The 18,861-nt window shown below is 70.2% G+C and carries 16 protein-coding genes and 1 pseudogene; 6 read left to right on the top strand and 11 right to left on the bottom strand.

Annotated elements, in window-relative coordinates:
• The first annotated feature begins 88 nt into the window (after positions 1-88).
• Together IG02_RS38395 and IG02_RS41695 are read left to right on the top strand one after the other, a co-directional pair.
• Positions 89-1,636, top strand: coding sequence for an AAA family ATPase (locus tag IG02_RS38395; RefSeq protein WP_078854694.1), 1,548 nt, complete (start codon positions 89-91; stop codon positions 1,634-1,636).
• A gap of 92 nt (positions 1,637-1,728) precedes the next feature.
• Entirely contained in the window at positions 1,729-2,484 is a 756-nt protein-coding gene (locus IG02_RS41695; protein WP_158712366.1) for an HNH endonuclease, read from the top strand.
• Positions 2,485-2,935: 451 nt separating this feature from the next.
• Here IG02_RS41695 and IG02_RS0122070 read toward each other — a convergent pair.
• A pseudogene (locus IG02_RS0122070) lies at positions 2,936-3,340 on the bottom strand (GntR family transcriptional regulator); the annotation flags it as partial.
• Positions 3,341-3,431: 91 nt separating this feature from the next.
• Between IG02_RS0122070 and IG02_RS0122065 the strand changes: the two are divergent.
• Entirely contained in the window at positions 3,432-4,883 is a 1,452-nt protein-coding gene (locus IG02_RS0122065) for an ATP-binding protein (RefSeq protein ID WP_199814064.1), read from the top strand.
• Positions 4,884-5,040: 157 nt separating this feature from the next.
• Here IG02_RS0122065 and IG02_RS37925 read toward each other — a convergent pair whose 3' ends face one another.
• Both IG02_RS37925 and IG02_RS0122055 read right to left on the bottom strand, forming a co-directional pair.
• Positions 5,041-7,887, bottom strand: coding sequence for a protein kinase domain-containing protein (locus tag IG02_RS37925; protein ID WP_158712365.1), 2,847 nt, complete (start codon positions 7,885-7,887; stop codon positions 5,041-5,043).
• A 148-nt stretch (positions 7,888-8,035) separates the two neighbouring features.
• A complete protein-coding gene (locus IG02_RS0122055; RefSeq protein ID WP_030750796.1) occupies positions 8,036-9,076 on the bottom strand; it encodes a LacI family DNA-binding transcriptional regulator in 1,041 nt (346 codons plus the stop codon).
• A 236-nt stretch (positions 9,077-9,312) separates the two neighbouring features.
• On the opposite strand from IG02_RS0122055, the gene IG02_RS36770 reads away from it, so the two are divergent.
• Complete coding sequence (locus IG02_RS36770) at positions 9,313-9,756, top strand: hypothetical protein (protein WP_051765491.1); 444 nt, start codon at positions 9,313-9,315, stop codon at positions 9,754-9,756.
• A gap of 213 nt (positions 9,757-9,969) precedes the next feature.
• Here IG02_RS36770 and IG02_RS0122045 read toward each other — a convergent pair whose 3' ends face one another.
• The 4 genes from IG02_RS0122045 to IG02_RS0122030 form a co-directional block, all read right to left on the bottom strand.
• The gene (locus IG02_RS0122045) at positions 9,970-10,302 is read right to left on the bottom strand and encodes a rhodanese-like domain-containing protein (RefSeq protein WP_030750792.1); all 333 of its coding nucleotides are present in this window, start codon (positions 10,300-10,302) and stop codon (positions 9,970-9,972) included.
• 206 nt (positions 10,303-10,508) lie between these two features.
• On the bottom strand, positions 10,509-10,928 hold the full coding sequence (locus IG02_RS0122040; protein WP_030750789.1) for a MarR family winged helix-turn-helix transcriptional regulator: 420 nt from the start codon (positions 10,926-10,928) through the stop codon (positions 10,509-10,511).
• Positions 10,929-10,951: 23 nt separating this feature from the next.
• Positions 10,952-11,512, bottom strand: a complete 561-nt coding sequence (locus IG02_RS0122035) for a DinB family protein (RefSeq protein WP_078854692.1) — start codon at positions 11,510-11,512, stop codon at positions 10,952-10,954.
• Positions 11,513-11,595: 83 nt separating this feature from the next.
• Positions 11,596-12,459: an AraC family transcriptional regulator gene (locus IG02_RS0122030; protein ID WP_030750785.1), complete on the bottom strand. Its 864-nt coding sequence runs from the start codon at positions 12,457-12,459 to the stop codon at positions 11,596-11,598.
• Positions 12,460-12,541: 82 nt separating this feature from the next.
• Between IG02_RS0122030 and IG02_RS0122025 the strand changes: the two genes are divergently transcribed.
• Together IG02_RS0122025 and IG02_RS0122020 are read left to right on the top strand one after the other, a co-directional pair.
• Positions 12,542-13,381 (top strand): NAD(P)H-binding protein, encoded by an 840-nt coding sequence (locus tag IG02_RS0122025; protein WP_030750781.1) that lies wholly within the window; start codon positions 12,542-12,544, stop codon positions 13,379-13,381.
• A 146-nt stretch (positions 13,382-13,527) separates the two neighbouring features.
• On the top strand, positions 13,528-13,956 hold the full coding sequence (locus tag IG02_RS0122020) for a pyridoxamine 5'-phosphate oxidase family protein (RefSeq protein ID WP_030750778.1): 429 nt from the start codon (positions 13,528-13,530) through the stop codon (positions 13,954-13,956).
• A 115-nt stretch (positions 13,957-14,071) separates the two neighbouring features.
• On the opposite strand, the gene IG02_RS0122015 is transcribed toward IG02_RS0122020, so the two are convergent.
• From IG02_RS0122015 to IG02_RS0122000, 4 genes are read right to left on the bottom strand one after another with little or no spacing between them, the layout of a single operon-like run.
• Positions 14,072-15,178 carry an FAD-dependent oxidoreductase gene (locus IG02_RS0122015; RefSeq protein ID WP_030750774.1) on the bottom strand — a complete coding sequence of 369 codons (1,107 nt, stop codon included), beginning with the start codon at positions 15,176-15,178 and terminating at the stop codon, positions 14,072-14,074.
• Complete coding sequence (locus IG02_RS0122010) at positions 15,175-17,190, bottom strand: class I tRNA ligase family protein (protein ID WP_037803803.1); 2,016 nt, start codon at positions 17,188-17,190, stop codon at positions 15,175-15,177. The genes IG02_RS0122015 and IG02_RS0122010 overlap by 4 nt, the downstream gene beginning before the upstream one ends.
• Positions 17,187-18,557 (bottom strand): lysine N(6)-hydroxylase/L-ornithine N(5)-oxygenase family protein, encoded by a 1,371-nt coding sequence (locus tag IG02_RS0122005; protein WP_051765489.1) that lies wholly within the window; start codon positions 18,555-18,557, stop codon positions 17,187-17,189. Before IG02_RS0122005 ends, IG02_RS0122010 begins: the two co-directional genes overlap by 4 nt.
• 51 nt (positions 18,558-18,608) lie before the next feature.
• Positions 18,609-18,860 carry an acyl carrier protein gene (locus IG02_RS0122000; RefSeq protein WP_030750764.1) on the bottom strand — a complete coding sequence of 84 codons (252 nt, stop codon included), beginning with the start codon at positions 18,858-18,860 and terminating at the stop codon, positions 18,609-18,611.
• Position 18,861 lies beyond the last annotated feature (1 nt).

The following is an 18,861-nucleotide window of genomic DNA, read 5'->3' as shown; positions in this document are numbered from 1 at the left end:
CTGCCCGCTGCCACCGGCTCTCCCCGGGCTCGCGCACCTAGCAGTTCGCTTATATCGGTTCTGGTGGACACACGTCTGGAGTACGCCGATGCATTTTCTTGTAGTGCCTCGCAGCACGGGCTTCACCGTGCCGTCCAGTCTTCCGGCACTCGTTCTCCGGCGCGACCTCTGGGATGATTTTGGCTTCGAAACCATGTTTGATGCCTATCTGTACCCGTCTCGAACAGAAGCGTCCATCGACTTGGGATCCGTCAAGATCATCAAAAGAGGCCAGCAGGGCGGCGCCACCGAGATGCCCGACAGTTTCATCCAGCTCGACGACAGTTACTGCTCACTCGGGCAGGCATTTTCCTACTACGAAGCACTGCACGGACTTCCAGGTGAATTGCGCGACAGTATTCTGTTCGGGCTCCGCGATATCGCTATCGACCCCTCACTCAGGGAATCTTTCGCCAACGAGCCGGCGATGGCCGCATCACTCCTGCGCTACGGGAACGCCGAACTCGCACTGAGAGATGCCACAGCCCTGTTCGGAGGAGCGATGGCCCCACGGGACAGTGCGCTCGCGTTCACGTTCAGAACGAGTGTTGGGGGAGAACCCTTCCCCATTCACTTCGGTTTCGCGGACCGCCACCCCCTGCCCGGCCGCATCAACGTTGTCGTGGGTTACAACGGATGCGGAAAAACGCAGCTCCTTGCCAACCTAGCCAACACCGCACATGCGGACCTAACCGACCGAGCCGACGAGAGCTTCATCCGGCGGTACGGAGAATTCCCCGAAGGAGCCAGTGCTCCACGATTCTCCTCGGTCATAGCCATCTCTTACAGTGCTTTCGATACGTTCGACCTGCCAGGGAAGAACCGACAAGAAGAAGACCGGCTGCAATCAAGCGGCGAAGTCTCCGGATACACCTATTGCGGCCTCCGTAGGTACGATCGCAGTCTTAGTCCCGATGCGCCCCGCACCGGGTCACTCAAAGGTGCCGAGGAGATCCAGGGTGACATCATGTCTGCCCTCGTTAGGGCTAGCACACCCGAGCGTAAACAGAGGCTGGCAGCAGCCCTCTCTCCGCTGAGCCGCGAACCGTCGTTCAAACGGGTCGAGCTGTCCGACACCTTCGCCTTCGACAGTGATTCGTGGCGGGATTCCTTTTCCGGTCTCAGCACCGGACATAAACTCGTGCTCAACATTGTTGTGCAGCTTGTGGCCCACTTGGAGCCCGGGTCACTGGTCCTCATCGACGAACCCGAATCCCACCTGCACCCTCCGCTCTTGGCTGCCCTGCTCAAGAGCATCAACATATCCCTGGATCAGTTCAACTCCTACGCTGTGATGGCGACACACTCCCCGGTCCTCCTCCAGGAAGTCCCCAGACGTTACGTCAGGGTTCTGCAGCGATTCGGAGATCTCACACTCGTTGCCACTCCGGAGATCGAGACTTTCGCAGAAAATGTAGGACTGCTGACGCGCCACGTATTCAACTTGGATAGCAGCGCGACCGACTATCACTCCACCCTCCGGTCGATGCAGGAGAGCCTGCACCTGGATGAGATCATGGAACTGTTCGACGGCGAGATGAGCGCGCAGTCCATTTCTTACCTGGCGAGCATCAGTCGTGATCGGCCTGCTAGATGATTCGGCTCCCCCGTCCGGACAGGGATCGCCTGGCCGATCTTGATCTCGCTGTAAGCCGGAGACGACCGTCCTCTCGACGTGTGCTCATGGGAGTGCGCACGGGAATCATCGACGCCTATGGCAACTACGAAGACGTGCTACGAGATATTCGCCGGTTTACGTCGCTCGCCCACGGTTCCGATGTGCTCACCAAAGCCCTTCTGGGAAATTACGCGCTGTTGGACAGAGGTCGCCCCCTGGAAGATCTCAGAAACTCGATCTTCCGGACAGCTCTGTCCCGCAACTCTCGGTGCCCGCTATGCGAAAGAGCCCAGGTCTGCGCCCTGGATCACTTCCTTCCAAAGAATCACTTCCCGGAATATTCAATCCTAGCCGACAACCTTGTCCCCGTTTGTGAAAGATGTAATCGACTAAAGGGAGATGAGTGTGACAGGGTAGACGGATTACTCATGTTCCACGCATACTTCGACGAGTTCCCGGACACTGAAATGCTACTCGCAGAAATAGACGTCGACAGCACCGTCTCGATCAGATACACTTTGCATCGCTCCGACGAAATTGACGACCTCACCTTCGGGAGAGTTGAAAAGCAGTTCAAGATACTTGGCCTTTTCGATTTCTATCAGATGGAGGCCGTAGCAGAGCTAACCGATCAAATCGATCTATACGATGAAACATATACTTCGCTCGGCGATTCAGGGCTGCAATCAACCCTTAACGCCTTGGCTCGGGGAGCCGAAAGAAAGAGCGTAAATCACTGGAAGGCAGCACTTTACCGCGCCCTATCTAGAAATGAAGAATTCTGTAGCGGCGGCTATCGACAGCTACTCACATCGCCGATGAATTGACGGCTTCAATCCGGTGTGGGCCCTGATAGAAGTGGTCTGGGGTGCTAAAGGCAGTGCTGGACGGCCAGCCGCGTCGCAAATCAAGGCCCCCAGGACCTGACCGGGCCCTGGCGCTCATTCGGCTAGGTCGCCGACACCTGTATTCAGATGCGTGAGCGATGCGTGAGCGGACGGTTCAGCACAGCACATCCCAAGTGGGATCCCACACAACGTCACGGAGCGCTGATCAGGTCAAACAGTACTCCGAGGCAACACGGTGCACCCCCCGGCAAGGATTCAATCCCACTCCTAAAGCGGGTGTCGCAGGTTCGAATCCTGCCGGGGGCACAGCAAGAAGGGCCGGCCCAGGAGGGGTTTTCTCCTGGGCCGGCCCTCAGGCGTTCTGGGTGCCGCGCCACATGCCTGCCACTACCTCCGCTCGGAGCCCGCTCCGGGATGGTCCGAGGCCCCTTCAGTGTGCGGGGAGGTGGTAGTTGAGGACGTAGGCGTCGGCGGCCATGACCGTGTCGCACACCTCCACCGCGCGGCCCTTGGTGTCGAACGCGGTCCGGATGAGGTGGATCACGGGCACGCCGGAGGCGAGCCGGAGCGTCTTGACCTCCTGGGGCGAGGGCATGCGGGCGCGGATCTCCTCGTCGAAGTGGTCGAGCTGGTGGCCGAGTTCCTCGAGGCGGGCGTAGATGCCGCCGGGGCCCGGGTTCGGCTGGGCGATCGGGGTGTCACGGGCCAGGTCGAGCGGCAGGTACGACACCGCGAACTCGACAGGCCGGCCGTCCAGCAGATACCGGCGCCGCCGGGCCAGCACCTTCCGAGGGGCACCCAGCCGGGCGGACACGTCAGGCGTGGGCCGCTCTTCCGGCAAGATCACAAGGCGCTGCATTGAATAGGTCTAGATATAATAAGTGCACCTACCTATGAAGAGGTGCGCCGTGGACAAACCCGCCGAGATGTTCGACCGCGACTTCGAGTGGGCCGAGCTGACCCGCTTCGCCGCCCTGCCCGGCCCGCGTGCCACCCTCGGCGTGGTCTCCGGCCGCCGCCGCCAGGGCAAGACCTTCCTCCTGGACGCCGTCACACGGGCAAGCGGCGGCTTCATGTTCACCGCCACCGAGACCACCGAGGCCGATGCCCTGCGCCAGTTCGGCGAAGCCCTCGCCCGCCACCGCGACCAACCCACCCCGTTCCGCTTCACCCACTGGGACGAGGCGGTCACCGAGCTCATGCGCATCGCCGACAGGGGCGGCCCCACCGTCGCGGTCATCGACGAGTTCCCCTTCCTCGCCAAGGCCTCCCCCGCCCTCCCCTCGATCATCCAGCGCGCCCTCGACCCCGCCGCCCAGCACACCAACACCCCCGTACGGCTCCTGCTGTGCGGCTCCGCCCTGTCCTTCATGGGCGGACTCCTCGCCGGCAACGCCCCACTGCGGGGCCGCGCCGGCCTGGAACTCGTCGTCCCCACCCTGGACTTCCGCCTCGCCGCCGAGTTCTGGGAGATCACCGACCCGCGCACCGCGCTGCTCACCCACGCCATCGTCGGCGGCACCCCCGCCTACCGCCGCGAGTTCACCCAAGGCGACACCCCCGCCGGGCCCGACGACTTCGACGACTGGGTCACCCGAGCCGTCCTCAACCCAGCCCGTCCGCTCTTCCGCGAGGCCCGCTACCTGCTCGCGGAGGAACCCGAACTCCACGACACCGCGCTCTACCACTCCGTCCTCGCCGCCATCGCCGCCGGAAACGCCGCGCGCGGCGGCATCGCCGACTACCTCGGCCGCAAGTCCACCGACCTCGCCCACCCGCTCACCGTCCTTCAGGACGTCGGCCTGATCACCCACGAGGCCGACGCGTTCCGCCGCAACCGCTCTGCCTACCGCATCGCCGAACCCCTCATCGCCTTCTACCACTCGGTCATGCGCCCCGCCTGGGGCGATCTGGAGCGCCCCGGACGCGCCGCCACCGTCTGGCGCCGCGCCCAGTCCACCTTCCGTAGCAAGATCGTCGGGCCGCACTTCGAACAGGTCTGCCGCGAATGGGCCCGCTGGCACGCGTCCCCCACGACACACGGCGGGCACACCACAAGGGTGGCCAGCGGCACCGTCAACGATCCTGCCGCGAAGGCCGGCCACGAAGTCGACGTCGCCGTCCATGGCGAGACCGACGGCGGACGCGAAACCCTGCTCGCCATCGGTGAAGCCAAATGGAACGACGTCATGGGAATGGGCCACCTCGAACGCCTCCAGCACATCCGTGCCCTCCTCACCGCGCGCGGCACCGCCACCGACGCCACCCGGCTGCAGTGCTACAGCGGCACCGGCTTCACCTCTGAACTGCGCCGCCTCGCCGAGAACGACCCCGCCATCCAGCTGATCGATTCGGTGCGCCTCTACCACGGCGACTGACCCGGTCACAGCCACCTCCCCGGTACGGGGCCCATGGCCTCCGGAGGGGAGCGCGCCGGGAACCGTCGTCCGGCAGCCGCCCTCTCGCCGCCCGCCGAGTCGCAAGAACGAGCCGGCCGCCAGTCAGGCGGCTGACCTGTAGAAACCGTGCCCGGGGTCACGCCGTGCCTACCGACTTCAGCACCGCCAGCAGCGTACGGGCGTCCCGCACGGTGGGGTGTCCCTCACCGAGGTGGACAGTGGCGTCGTTCACGACCTGCTCGGCGTGGGAGACTCCGCCGGGCCGGTCGCAGCCGAGCATGGCGTGTGACACCCGCAGACGCAGGGTCAGGGGGTGGCGCGCGCCCAGCCGGGCTTGGGCCTCGTCGAGGAAGGTGCCGCATCCTCGACGCGCCTGCGCCATGGGCATGCCCTCCTGTTCGCGTTCCCAGCGATGGACCCGGGCCGCCAGCTCGTCGGCCGCTTCGTCGAGCGTCCCCGTGAGGGCAGCGGTACCGGCGTGCGTGTCGGACTCCCGCGAGGGCGTGGTGACCGCGGTGTCGACGGCGTCGACGGCGTCGACGGCGTCGGAAGCCTGCGGCACGGCCCATGTGGTGTCGTCGGCGGCATGGACCCGGGTGTGGGCGAGCGTCTCGTAATGGCGGGTCGCGGGCACGGTGGCGTGCTCCGCGACGAGAGCCCGCGCCCGCTCCGGCAGCGGCGGCGGATCGATCCTGCCCTCACCCGCTCCGGGAACCAGGGCCTCGGCCACCTCACCGGCCGTCGGCCGCCGGTCCGGATCGGGGCGCAGGCACCACCGGACCACCTCCGCGAAGTCCTGCGGCAGTCCGGCGAGGTCGGGAGTGCCGGCCCGGATGCCCGCGACCACGGACGGCGTGTCCTGGCCCCAGGGGCTGCGCCCCAGAGCAAGGCGGGCCAGGACGGTGCCCAGGGAGAACACATCGCTGGCAGGTGTGAAAGTGCGCTGCTCGCGCAGTTGCTCGGGAGAGGCGTACGCGTAGGTGCCGACGAAGCCGCGCCGTGGCTCGGTGAGCCGTTCGATCTGGGCGATACCGAAGTCGATGACGCGTGGGCCGTCCTCGGTCAGCAGCACGTTGGCCGGTTTGAGGTCGAGGTGCACGATGCCCTCGGCGTGGATGGCGCTCAGGGCGAGGGCGATGCCCGCCCCCAGCGTACGCACCAGGCCGACGTCCAGCCGTCCGCAGCGCTCGACGAGTTCCCGCAACGAGGGGGCGGCCACGTACGGCACCGCCATCCACGGGGTCGGCCCGTCGGTGTCCGCCGCGATCACCGGCACGGTGAACCGTCCGTCGACCCGCTGGGCCGCCCGTACCTCGTGGGCGAAGCCCCGCTTGATCGGGGGAGCCGCGGCGAGGTGCGCGTGCAGCGTCTTGACCGCGACCATCAGCCCGTCGGGATCCTGGCACAGGTAGACCCAGCCGAAGCCGCCCTCGCCGACGCTCTCCAGCACCTCGTACGTGCCGAAGGCCGGTGGCCGGTCCGCCCCGTCCGCCACGGCCGCGGGCCGCGCTCGCTCCATCTCGCGCCAGGTCCCGATGGCTGCGGCCCGGGGGTGCACCGCGATCCGGCCGTCACCCGTGGCCCCCTCGGGCGTCTCCTTCCACGCGTCCCGTTCACCCGTCGCTGTCCGCCGGCCGTGCTCGTCCTCCACCACGACGATCCGTGCCGTCTGCGGTCCGCCCTCCGTGAAGACGTACGCCTCGATCTGTACGTTCGCGTCACTCAGGCGGGACACGTAGACGGCGGGCAGCCCCAACTGATCGCACAGAGAGGCTTCTTCGGGGGCCGGCCGCAGGTCGCCGCCGCGGGCGAAGCAGAGGGCCGTCGCCTCGTACCCCTGCCGCGTCACGTCCCGCAGCACAGCCGTCCACTGCTCCGTCGTCCACGCGCGCCATGCCGTGTCGTCCGCGCCGTCGTTCACGACCGCGAGGCAGGTCGCGTGGGACGCGCCGGGCTCCCGTGCCAGCACCGCGCACGCCGTCTCCGGCGCGGCCTGCACCGTCTCCCCCAACAGCGTCGCGGTCCGTTCCGCGACGCGCAGCACCGTGCGCGCGGCCATCCGGGCGAGCTCGTCGCGCTGCCGGGACAGGGCGTCGTACGCCGGCGAGCCCGGCAGTTGGCCCTGAAGCTCCATGCACGCGAGCACCCTGCCGAAACAGTCGACAGCCGTCGCGTGGTCCTCCGCCGCCACGGCCGCCTTCGCCTGCGCGACGCGCGCGGAGAGGACCTGGGAGCTGCCCGCGCCGTAGAGCTCCTCGGACCGTACGGCCATCTCCCCGTACATCCGGCCGGCGCGCGGGAAGTCTCCGGCGGCTTCGACCGCGGCGGCCGTCGCGAGGAGGTCCCGCAGCCCTTCGTGGCCGCCCTCGTTGCCGAACGGCAGCACGCCGGCGACCTCGGCGTAGCGCTGACGGGCGATGTGGACGAGCTGGTGGCCGGGGCCGAGTTCCTGTTGGGCGGTCTGCAGCATCTGGGAGAACGCCCGGAGGGCGGCCGCGTTGTCGCCGCTCTTCTGCTGCCAGTAACCCACCTCGCACAGCAGGGTGAGCGCCTTCTCCGTACGGTTCTCCCGCTCGGCCGACCGGCGCATCGCCTCGTAGCGGCGTACGGCCTCCTCGGGCCGGCCCGACCGGCCGTGCCAGTGGGCGAGTTGGTGCCGGGCCAGTTCGGTGTCCGGGTGGCGTGGCCCCTGGGTCAGCTCCCGGTCGGTCAACAGACGGACGAACAGCTGGACCGCGGCTTCGGCCCGGCCCGACTCACCCGTCCAGTGGGGCAGTTGATGGCGCAACGCCAAGGTGTCGGTGTCTCGCGGCCCCAGAACGCTTTCCGCTCGCGCGACCAGTTCCGCGTAGCGTTCGGCGGCCTGCGCCGCGTCGCCCTGACGGCCGATCACTTCGGCCGCCCCCCGCCCCTCCCGCAGCGCCGCGACGAACTGCTCACGGGGAACCGCCGTCGTCTCGCGTCGTCTCCCCGGCCACCTCATCAAGCCACCCCCACTGCCGCCCCCGGACACGTACAGAGTGGCCAGTATGCTCCACCCAAACGTTTGGGCCAATCGTTTGGGCAACATTGCCCCTGAGGTTCCCCGGGCCTGAACTGACGGATGGCCAGGCGGAGTTACGCCTTCCCGCTCACCGCAGGCTCGGCCCGACCGGTGTGCCGGTGGAGGCCCGGACCACGAGCTCGGGCGTGAGCGCCTCGGAGGCGACGGACTCGCCCGCGATTCGGCGGAGCAGCAGCCGGACGGCGCGTCTGCCCTGCTCGGCCATCGGGGAGTGGACGCTGGTGAGCGGGACGGGCAGTTCCGCGGCGAGGGGGGTGTCGTTGAACCCGGCCAGCGCGAGGTCCTCCCCCAGCCGCAGGCCCAGGTCACGGGCGGCGCCCATGGTGCCGATCGCCGCGAGGTCGTTGACGGCGAAGATCGCGGTCGGCCGGTCGGACCCGCTCAGCAGCTCGGCGGCGGCCCGGTGCCCGCCGGCCGTGTCGAAGCGGCAGTGCCGCACCCGGTGGGCGGGCACGGGCAGCCCGGCCTCGCGGTAGCGGTCGGTGAAGCCGGTGGTGCGGTCGGTGCCGGTGCTGGCGAAGGGTTCACCGGCGATGACGGCCACCTGGCGGTGCCCCAGGGCCAGGAAGTGCTCGGCCACGAGCCGGCCGCCCCGGCGGTCGTCGCAGGTGACCGCCTGGTGGCCGGTGTCCGTACGGCGGTTGACGAGCACGAAGGGCGTGCCGTCCAGAGCCGGGTCGGCCACCGCGGCCCCGTCCAGGTGTGCGTCGCCGATGATGAGGCCGTCCACCCGGCGGCCCAGGACCATCGCGATCCGCTCGCGCTGGGTGGCGGGGTCGTCGTGGGTGTTGGTGACGAAGGTGGAGAGCCCCCGCCGGGTCGCCTCCTCCTCCACGCCCTCGTAGATGGTGGCCACCACGATCTCCGACAGCCGGGGGAAGAGCACTCCGACCAGATTGCTGCGGCGGGTGCGCAGGCTGGTGGCGTGCGGGTTGGGGCGGTAGCCGAGTTCGTCGGCCAGCTCGCGGATCCGTCGCGCTGTCTCGCCCGAGGCCGCGCGGCCCTGCTCCCCGGTCGAGCCGTTGAGGACTCGGGAGACCGTCGAGACGTGCAGCCCGAGCCGTTCCGCGATCCCGCGCAGTGTCACCGGACCGCCGTCGCCCGCCATGCCCGTCTCCCACCTCGTCGTTTTGAACCGCCCCCATTCTCCCCACGATGACAACCGGCCTCGGTACGCACGCGGTTCACGGGTTCGGCTACGACGGTTCGGCTACGGCGAGTTGCCTGATGGGTAACCTCGGGTCATCACTTCCGGAGGAACCGAGACGGACGGCGAGGGACTTGGACGGCATACAAGGCGGGGGCGCTGCCGACGCGCGGTATCAGAAGGCGGCTCCGGGAAGCGTGCGGCCTCTTACCGCCGTGCTGACGCTGTGGGGTCTCGCGCTGCTTGCGGGCGCGCTCGCGACGCTGGTGGTGCTTCCGGCCGCCCGGCATCTGCGTTCCTTTCAGGACGGCGAGCAGGTTTCCGCCACGCTGCACACGAAGGGTTCGTGCATGCTGGGCGGATGCCGGGTCGAGTTCGAGGCCGACGGCCGGACCGTGCTGGCGGACCTGCCGGTGGGCAGCAGTGGCGGCAAGGCCTCCGCCGGAACCCCGATGACCGTCCGCTACCACGCGGACGACGCACAGGTGGCCGTCCGTGAAGCGGATCTCGGGGGCGGCGGGGCGGCCGTGCTGGCAGCGATGCTGGGCGGAGCGGCCCTGCTCTTCCTGCTGACGTCAGTCGCGGTACCGGTCCACGCGCACCGGCGGCGGCGCGCGGCCGCCGCGCCTGACGAGGCTTGAAAGTCTGCCGCCCGGCGCCGAAGCGGTTTCCTCGGGCAGCACCGGCGCTCGGAGTCGACGCGCTGTCACGCGGTGTCCGCCCCGGGGCGGCGGCGGGGGAATGGAACGCCGCGGTGGCGAGCACCGATGTCGCGGCGACGTCGGCACCACGCGCCGGCGCGGTGCGTCGAGTGACGTTTTCCGTCTCCCCCACCTTCGCGGGGCGGCGACCGTTCAGCGGGTGGTGAGCGGTCCGCCGGAGGCACGCCAGTCGACGAGGCCGCGGCTCATGTTGACCGCTTCGAAGCCGTTCTCCACCAGCAGGTTCGCCGCGCCGGCGGAGCGGATACCGCCGGTGCAGAAGGTGATGAGCAGGCGGTCGTCGGGGAGTTCCAGGCAGCGTTCGGGCAGTTCCTCGAGCGGCATGTGCACGGCGCCCGGGATGTGCGCCCGGTTCCACTCGAACTCGCGCCGGACGTCCACGACGAGCGCGCCGTCCACGACGAGGCGGACCGCTTCGGCCGCGGTGACCGCCGGCGGCCGGCGCAGGTAGTGCCGGAAGCTCATGCCCGCCACGCCTTCCGTCGTACGTCGATCCCCGCCGGAGGGCCGCTCTCCACCCGTTCCCGTTCCGCACCCGACGGGGCGACGGCCATGGCGCGTACCGGGGAAACGGACTGGTGGTCACGGCGTGGTACCCGGCGAAGAGGACGCCCGCCACGACATGGACGGACCGGCAACAGGGGCTCCATAACCTTCAGCCTAGCTGAAGGTTAGTCGCTTCCCGCCACCGCCCGCGCCATAGGAGCGCGCAGCGCCTCGGTCAACTCCGGGTGGCGTACGGCGAACTCCGCGTCGAGACGGGCCACCACCTCGGCGGCCCGGGCCAGCAGCGACTCGCCCTCGGCCGTGACCCGCAGGCTCGACGCGGCCCCGGCGTGCGCGGTCCCGTCGTCGACGAGCCCGGCCTCGACGAACGCCGCCACCGCCGTGTGCGCGCTCTGCACGGTGATGCGCGAGCGCCGGGCGAGTTCGCTGAACGAAATGCCCGGGGTTCCGCGGACGTGCCCCAGCAGCCCGTACTTGCGGGTGGTCAGCCCGAGCGGCTTCAGCCCCTCGGCGAACGCGGCCTCCCACACCCGGCCCACCGTCAGCAGCGTGACGGTGGGGCTGAAGGGAGGCGGCTCGGACATGGGGGCAGGTTACCCGGCTCCCGTCACTGGCCCACCCTTCCGTCGACGCACTCGCGCAGCAGGTCGGCGTGCCCGCAGTGACGGGCGTACTCCTCGATCCTGTGCACCAGCAGTTCCCGCACGGCGATCCCGTCCTTTCCCAGCCGCTCACCCGGATCCGGATGCTCGGCCAGCGCCGCGTCGGTCGCTTCCTGCTCGCGCGCCAGATCGGCGTACGCGGCGTCGACCTCGGCCTGCTCGGCGACCGCTCCGTCGAAGTCCGCGTCGCGCTCGCCGTACAGCTTCGGCAGCGGATCACCGTCGCCGATCCAGTTCCGCCAGTCCCGTTCCACCTCGGCGAGGTGCCGGACCAGGCCGAGCAGGGACATCGTCGACGGCGGGACCGACCGGCGGGCCAGCTGCTCCGGGTCCAGGCCCTCGCACTTCATCCGAAGGGTCATGCGGTAGTTCGTCAGGTAGTCCCGCAGCGTCGCGAGCTCGCCGTCCGGACCGGGGCCTTCGTTGTCGCGGGGATCGTCGTCCGGGTCGGCCCACATGTCGGGGTAGACGGTTGCCCGGCTCCATCGTGCCGATTGGTCACTCATGCGGGCCATGTTCGTCCGCGGGGGGCCGCGCCCGCCATGGGTTATCGCGTCCCGACGACCGGTCGGGTACGCGACGCCACCGGTCAGGCAGGGGCGGTCGCGGCAGGGGCGGTGGTCGCGGTACGCCGGAACTCGCTCGGGTTGGCACCTCGGACCCGTTTGAAGGCCGCGCTGACCCCGAACGGGTCGGCGTAGCCCACCGCGCGGGCGATGTCCGCGATGGTCGCGGCCTCCCGCTCGACCAGCAGATCCGCCGCGAGCGTCATGCGCCAGCGGGTGAGGTAGGTCAGCGGCGGTGCGCCGACCAGCTCGGCGAACCGCTTGGCCAGCGTCGAACGCGACACCCCGGTCCGCTCGGCCAGCGCGCCCACCGTCCACGGTGCCGCCGGTTCGGCGTGCGGCAGCCGCAGCGCGTCACCGACCACCGGGTCCCGCTGGGCGGCCCACCAGGCCGGGGCCTGACCGCCCGGCCGGTCGAACCACGCGCGCAGCGTGCAGACCAGCATCCAGTCCAGCAGCCGGTCGAGTACCACCTGCTGGCCCGGCGCGTCGACGGCGACCTCGGCGGCGAGGTGGTCCAGCACGGGGTCGTCCGTGTCCCCGGCGCGGTCGCCGCTGCCGCTGTCGTGCCAGCCGCGCCGGTACCGGGTCCCGCCCCGCTCGGGCGTCGCGCAGTACTCGCCGCACGCGACCGGTTCGGCCCGGGTGCCGACCTCGTCGACGAAGGTGAACGTGGCGGGGCCGCGTACGACGACCGTCTCGCGGGCGCGAAGCGGCTCGGGCGGACCGTGCTCCGGCACGATCCAGCCCGCCCCGGTGAGGGCGGTGCACAGGGTCAGCGGCGCGCCGTCCACGAAGTGCGGCGCCCAGGGCGGGGACAGGGTCGAGCTGCCGAACAACGAGCCGTGGGCCCGCGCCCCACGGATCAGGTCGCTGAACACGTCCACCCCGGCGAGGTGAGACGAATACGCAGGCGATCCGGCTTCTCGCCTATGGGTTTGTCCGAGCCGGCCCTGTTCAATCGGCGTCATGAGCAACGACAACACTCTCGTCCTCGGCGCGACGGGCAAGACCGGCCGGCGGGTCGTCGCCCGGCTACGACTGCGCGGCACGCCCGTACGAGCTGCCTCCCGGTCCAGCCGGACCCGGTTCGACTGGACCGACCCCGGCAGCTGGGACGAGGCCCTGCGGGGTGTCGCCGTCGCCTACGTGGTGGCCCCGGGCGTGCCGGGGCCGGTGCACGAGTTCGTGGCCCGGGCCGAGGCCGCCGGAGTGCGGCGGCTGGTCCTGCTCTCCGGGCGCGGCGCCGACACCTGGGGCGACTCCACGTTCGGCCTGGACATGCGCTCGGCCGAGGACGCCGTGCGCGGCTCGGCGCTGGAGTGGACCGTCCTGCGGGCGTCCAACTTCGCTCAGAACTTCGACGAGGACGTCTTCCACGCCCCGCTGGTCGCCGGCGAACTGGCGCTCCCGGCCGACGCGGTGCCCGAACCGTTCATCGACGTGGACGACGTCGCCGACGCCGCGGCCGCGGTGTTGACGGAGACCGCCGGCCGGCACGCCGGACGGATCTACGAGCTGACCGGACCACGTGCGCTCACCTTCGGGGAGGCCGTCGAGCTGATCTCCCGGGCGTCCGGGCGGCCCATCACCTACCGGCGGATCTCCCCCGCCGAGTACGCCGCGGCGCTGGTCGAGCAGGGCTTGAGCGAGGACGACGCCCACCACGTCGCCGAGATGTTCGTGCTGATGGAACGCGGGCTGATCGCCGCGACGACGGACGACCTCGCCACCGTACTGGGACGGGCGCCCCGGGCCTTCGAGGACTACGTCGTACGGGCCGCGGCGGCGGGAGCCTGGCGAGGATGACCGCCGAGCCGGAACCGCCCGGCCGGGGACAACCTCCGAGCCGGAGCCGTCCGGCCGGGACAACCGCCGGGCGGCTACGGCCCTCGGGACGCCGATCGCCCGAAACCATGTCCCCTCATGCACCGGAAAGCACCGGAAGGACTGTGATGAGCACCGACGCCAGTTCGCTGACCACCGAGGACCTCGAGTTCCTCCGACGCCCCCTGCACGGGTTCCTGTCCATGGCCGGGGGGCCGCTCCCGCCACAGCCCCGGCCGGTGTGGTTCGAGGCCACCGCCGAGGGCACGATCCAGTTGTTCACGGGCCCGGACACGCTCAAAGTGCGCCACCTGCGCCGTGACCCCCGTGCCTCGATCGTCGTCGCCGCCCCGGTGGGCGAACGCGAACGCTGGCTGTCGGTCGCCGGCCGCACCACGGTGGAACCCGACGGAGCACACGACCTGTGCGCCCGCCTGGCCGCCCGCTACTGGGACCTCGGCGACCCGGCCCGCGCCGACGACCTCGCCGGGATCCTGGCCGCGGACCAGGTCCGTCTCGTCATCCACCCCGAGGCCGTACGCCGCTACACGCATTGACCTCCGCGTCTGGATCTGTCGCGCGGACGCTCTCCGCCCTCGCCGAACCGGTGCTCCAGGGGGCATCCACGGCGCCGGCCGAGGGCAGGCCGCCGACGGCTCCCGGTTGCCGGCGTCAGCGGCGCAGAGCGAAGCGGGGGTGCGGGGCTGTGCGGCCCAGGGTCAGGTCGGCGGTCATCGCTCCGATCAGCGGTGCGAACTTGGCGCCGTGGCCGGAGCAGGGCGAGACCACCACGACAGGGCCGTGGCGGTCCAGCACGAAGTCCCCGTCCGCGGTGGAGGTGTAGAGGCAGGTACTCTCCGCCACCGGCTCACCGCGCAGTCCGGGGAGGCGTGTTCTGACGAACTCGGTGACGGCGGCGCGCGAGGCCGCGTCGGGCACCCCGGAGCGGAGGTCGGCCGTGGTCGGGGTGCCGTTGCCGAGTTCCGCCACTTTGACCGCGGGCGCCGGACCGGCGTCGGAGCCGGAGGGCACCCCGAACACCTGCACGTCGCCCCTGTGCAGGAAGACCGGCCAGTCCGCGTCGGGCTCGTCCTGACGGAAGTGGAACACCTGCTGCTGGGTCACCTCCAGCGGGGGCACGGGGATGTCGAAGACCCCGGCCAGCACCGGCAGCCACGCCCCGGCGGCGACCACCGCCCGCCGGGCGGACAGTTCGGTGCCGGTGTCCGTACGGAGGCGGACCCCGCCCGACACCGGGTACTCGGCCCGGACGACCCGGGTCCCGGTGAGCACCTCCGCCCCCCGTTCCACGGCACGGCGCAGACAGGCCGCGACGGTGGCGGCGGGGTCCAGAACGCCGGCTTCCGGGTGGTGGAGGACGGGCCCCTCGAAACGCAGGCCGCGCCAGCGCAGGCCCGCCTCCCGCGACGTCAGCAGTTCGTACGGCACCCCGGCCCCCGCCAGGGCCCCGGCCAGCTTCTCCGGTGCGCTCCCGGCTCCCATGTCCAGGCCACCGGTGCGGCGGCGCAGGACCGTACCGGAATCGGACTCCAGCTCTCGCCAGTACTCCGCGGCCCGCCCCGTCAGACCAACGTAGAACGGGTCCTCGTAGGTGCGCCGGAAGATCCGTGAGCTGCCGTGCGAGCTGCCGTGACGGTGCCCGGCGCGGTACGCCTCCACCACCGCGACCGCCACCCCGCGCCCGGCCAGCTGCCAGGCGGTGGCCGCCCCCGCCAGCCCCGCGCCGACCACCACGACATCGACGTCGACACGGCTCATGACCGGAGCGGGGACGACGGGTCGGGCAGCGGGTCCGGCGGTGCGAAGAACACCTCGCCGACGAGGCCGACCCGGGTGCCGGGGGGCAGCAGTCCGACCGTCCTGGGCCAGTGGGAGGGAACGCCCAGGCCCAGTGCCCTGCCGAGGCGTGCCGAGAAGCGGGGCATGAGCGGCGCCGACCCGTGGGCCAGCAGACGGGCCGCGGCCAGCTCCAGGGCGATGACGGTCCGGTGGTCGTCGGACCACTCGGTGGCGGCCAGCGGGCTCTCCCGGCGGGAGAACCCGACGGCGTCCGTCACGATGCCGTTCAGCTCGGCGGCGGCCCGCCGCAGGGAGAAGCCGTCCGGGCTCAGGGCCGCGGTCAGCGCGGACAGCCGACCGCCCAGGGAGCCCAGGAAGGCCGAATGCTCCGGCGCCCAGTTCCCGGCGTCCGGTGCCACGCCGTCGAAGTCCTTGCCGAGGCGCTCGCCGAGGTCGCCCAGCCACTCCTGCCACGTTCCGATGAGCGTGTCACGCACCAGCGTGTCGTACTCCGCGCCCGCGAAGTTGGTCCTGAGCCCTTCCGGACGGGTGCTCGACAGGAAGTAGCGGACAGCGTCGACGCTGTCCGGGCCGAGGATCTCCTTGCCCCAGATGGCGTGGCGGCGGCTCGTGGAGAATTTGCTGCCCTCGAGCAGGTAGAACTCGTTGACGTGGTAGTCGATGTCGGGGGCCCACTCAGGGAAGGCCAGTCCGTAGAGCACGGGAGAGAGGACCGAGTGGTAAAAGCCGTTGTCGTAGCCCAGGAAGTGGACGATCTTCCAGTCCTGGTCCGGCTCGGACGCGCGCCAGTCCCTGCCCAGGCGGCTGCCGAGCGCCTGGATGCCGTACAGGAAGCCGTAGGACAGCTCAGGCCACGCCCAGATCACCTGGCCTTCCGTGTCCTCGTTCCCCTCGGCGGGCGTCACGCCCCATGAGGAGGGGTGGCTGACGGGCAGGTCCAGGACCGGCCGGGCGAGGACCCGGGCCGCGAGTTCCCGCAGGCGGGCCGGCACCCGGCCGACGCGGTGGTGCTCCCTGACGGTCTCGCGGAACTCGTGCAGCGGCAGCGAGTACCGGGTGACCGGACCGCGACGCGGCTCGGCCGCCGACCGCAGGGAAACGGGCTCGGCCAGATCGACGACGGTGTTCGGCTCACCGCACTGCTCGCACATGTTGCCGCCGGTGGCACCAGCACACGTCGGGCAGCGTCCGGTGACGTCGGCCTCGTAAAGATACTCGCCGGTCTCCGAGTCGAAGAGCGCCTCGCCCTCCCGTGGAGCCACCGCACCGGTGTCGACCAGACGCGTGAAGAACGACCGCAGTCCGCGGCGGTACGTCTCGTCCCGGTGGGGCACCGTGTACTGGTCCACGCGGATGTCCATCAGGGCGAGGGTGGCGGCGATCTCGTCGCTGTAATGGGCCGCCGTCGGGGCCGTCTCCCGGCTCTCGCCGCGCGCGGCGGCCCCTACGTAGCTCTGGAAGTCGTCGCTGCCGGTGACGTGCCAGGCTTCGACGCCGTTCATGCGCTGGAAGCGCACATAGGCGTCGGCCCCGATATACGGTCCCGCCAGGTGCCCGAGGTGCAGGTCGCCGTTGGGCGTCGGCGGCGGCGAGCACACGAAGACCGGACGGCCGCCGAAGCCCAGTCGGTCCGCGGACCGGGCCGAGACCAGCGCCCGGTCCGCGTCCCTCCAGTACTGGGTCAGGAAGACCAGGTCGGTGTCGCCGGTGTTCTCCAGTACGTGGGACTCGAAGGGCTCGAACAGCGCGAGCGTGCCGGGCGCGACCGGGTGGCGCACACCGTCGACGACCAGCTCGCCCCGTCCTCGCACGATCACGAACATCTCGGTCTCGTCATGCCGGTGCGAGAGGGACCTGCCGCCCGGGACGACCCTGCCCCAGTCGGCGCCCACGCCCAGCCCTTCGACGCCGGTCAGCCCGATGCCGAACCCTTCGTACCGGGGGTTGCCGTCGTAGACACTGATGATCACGTCCGATACCTCTTCTTCATCGTCGTCCCCGTCCCGCTCAAGGTCCGGTACTGCTCGGCCGACGCCTTCGACGACCAGGCGACGAATGACGGGAGCTGCTCTTCCGTCCGGACACCGCGCAGCCGGTCGGCGATGCGCCGGCTCCGCCAGGCGTTGAGGCTGAGGTTGGGGTCGGCCAGACCGCGCTGCTCGCGCACGGCGTTCTGCACGAAGATCCTGCGGTTCAGCGGACCGTCCCAGTGCACCGCGTAGTCCTGGTCGACGCGCAGCTCGTCGCCCTCGCGCTCCAGGCGGTCGGCGACGGGGGCGAGGAAGTCCATCGGGGCGGGGCGGAAGCCGGTCGCCCAGATGACGACGTCCGCCCTTTCGTGCTCGACGGCGCCCGGCTCGTCCTTGTGCCGGATCGTGAGGTGCCGCGGTTCGCTGTCGCCGCCGGTCACGTCGGTGACCTCGCGGTGGGGATAGAGGCTGGCCAGGCCGGGTGCGCCGGTCACGAAGGACAGGAGGTAGAGCTGCTGATAGATCTGTCGGAGCGTCACTTCGGAGATGCCGTCGCTGCTGAGGAGTTGCTCGACGTTGAAGGCGGACCGGGCCTCGGCCGGCAGGTTGTAGTGGTGCTCCGAGTGGCACGGCATGTAGAAGTCGTTGGTGAACGGCGAGTCGTCGAGCGGCAGGTAGTTGCGCCGCCGGGAGAACCAGGAGACCCGGTCCGGGCGCTCGGCGGCGGGACGCGAGATCAGGTCGAGGAATGCCTCCGCGCCCGACTGACCGCCGCCGATCACCGCGACCCGCTTGCCGCCCACGTCGCCGGCCTTCTCCAGGAACTCGCTGACGTGGAAGTGGCTCCTGCCCAGTCCGGCCCGCGCGTGCGGCGGGACCCACGGCCGCGTGCCGACCCCGACCACCACGTTGTCGGCGGTCACCCGGCGCCGGTCGGTCCGCACCACGTAGCGACCGTCTCCGGTGCTGTCGAAGTCGACCTCCCGCACCTCCTCCCCGAAGACGACGTTCTCGTTGCGTCTGCCGGCCCATTCCAGGTAGTTGCGGAACTCCTGGCGCGGCACCTCGGCGAACTGCGCGTTGAGGAAGTGGTACACCCGCCCCTGCTCGTGGAGATAGGACAGGAAGGAGAAGGGGTTCGTCGGGTCGGCGAGACTGACCAGGTCCTTGAACGTGGACACCTGGAGGGTCGTACCGGGTATCTGCTGGCTGTCGTGCCAGCTGAAGGCGGCCTTCCGGTCAAGGAAGAGGTTGGTCGTCTCGGGGTGGCTGTACAGGAGCGATGCCAGACTCAGGTTCGCGGGCCCCGCCCCGGCCCCGACGCACCGATAGTGCGCCTGGCCGGGGCGGGCGTTGTCGGACCCCATTGTGCGGACTCTCTTTCGGTCGACGGCGGGAGAAGGGCGGAGACCGCTCGGTCAGGCGTCACCGGCCAGCACGATGAAATCCACCGCGTCGCCCACCGTCTTGAGGTTCCTGGCGTCGTCATCCGGGATGGTGACGCCGAAGCGCTCCTCGGCCGCGACGATGACCTCGACCATGGACAGGGAGTCCACGTCGAGCTCGTCGACGAAGGACTTGGCCGGTTCGACGTCCGCGGTCGGGATGCCGGCGATCTCATGCACGATCTCGGCGATGCCGGCGAGAACCTCTTCGTACTGAAGGACCATG

This window comes from Streptomyces sp. NRRL F-5135 (genome assembly GCF_000719775.1).
Lineage (GTDB): Bacteria > Actinomycetota > Actinomycetes > Streptomycetales > Streptomycetaceae > Streptomyces > Streptomyces hebeiensis.
The sequence above is the reverse complement of the archived record's forward strand: the minus strand, read 5'-3'. Positions and strand labels throughout refer to the sequence as shown.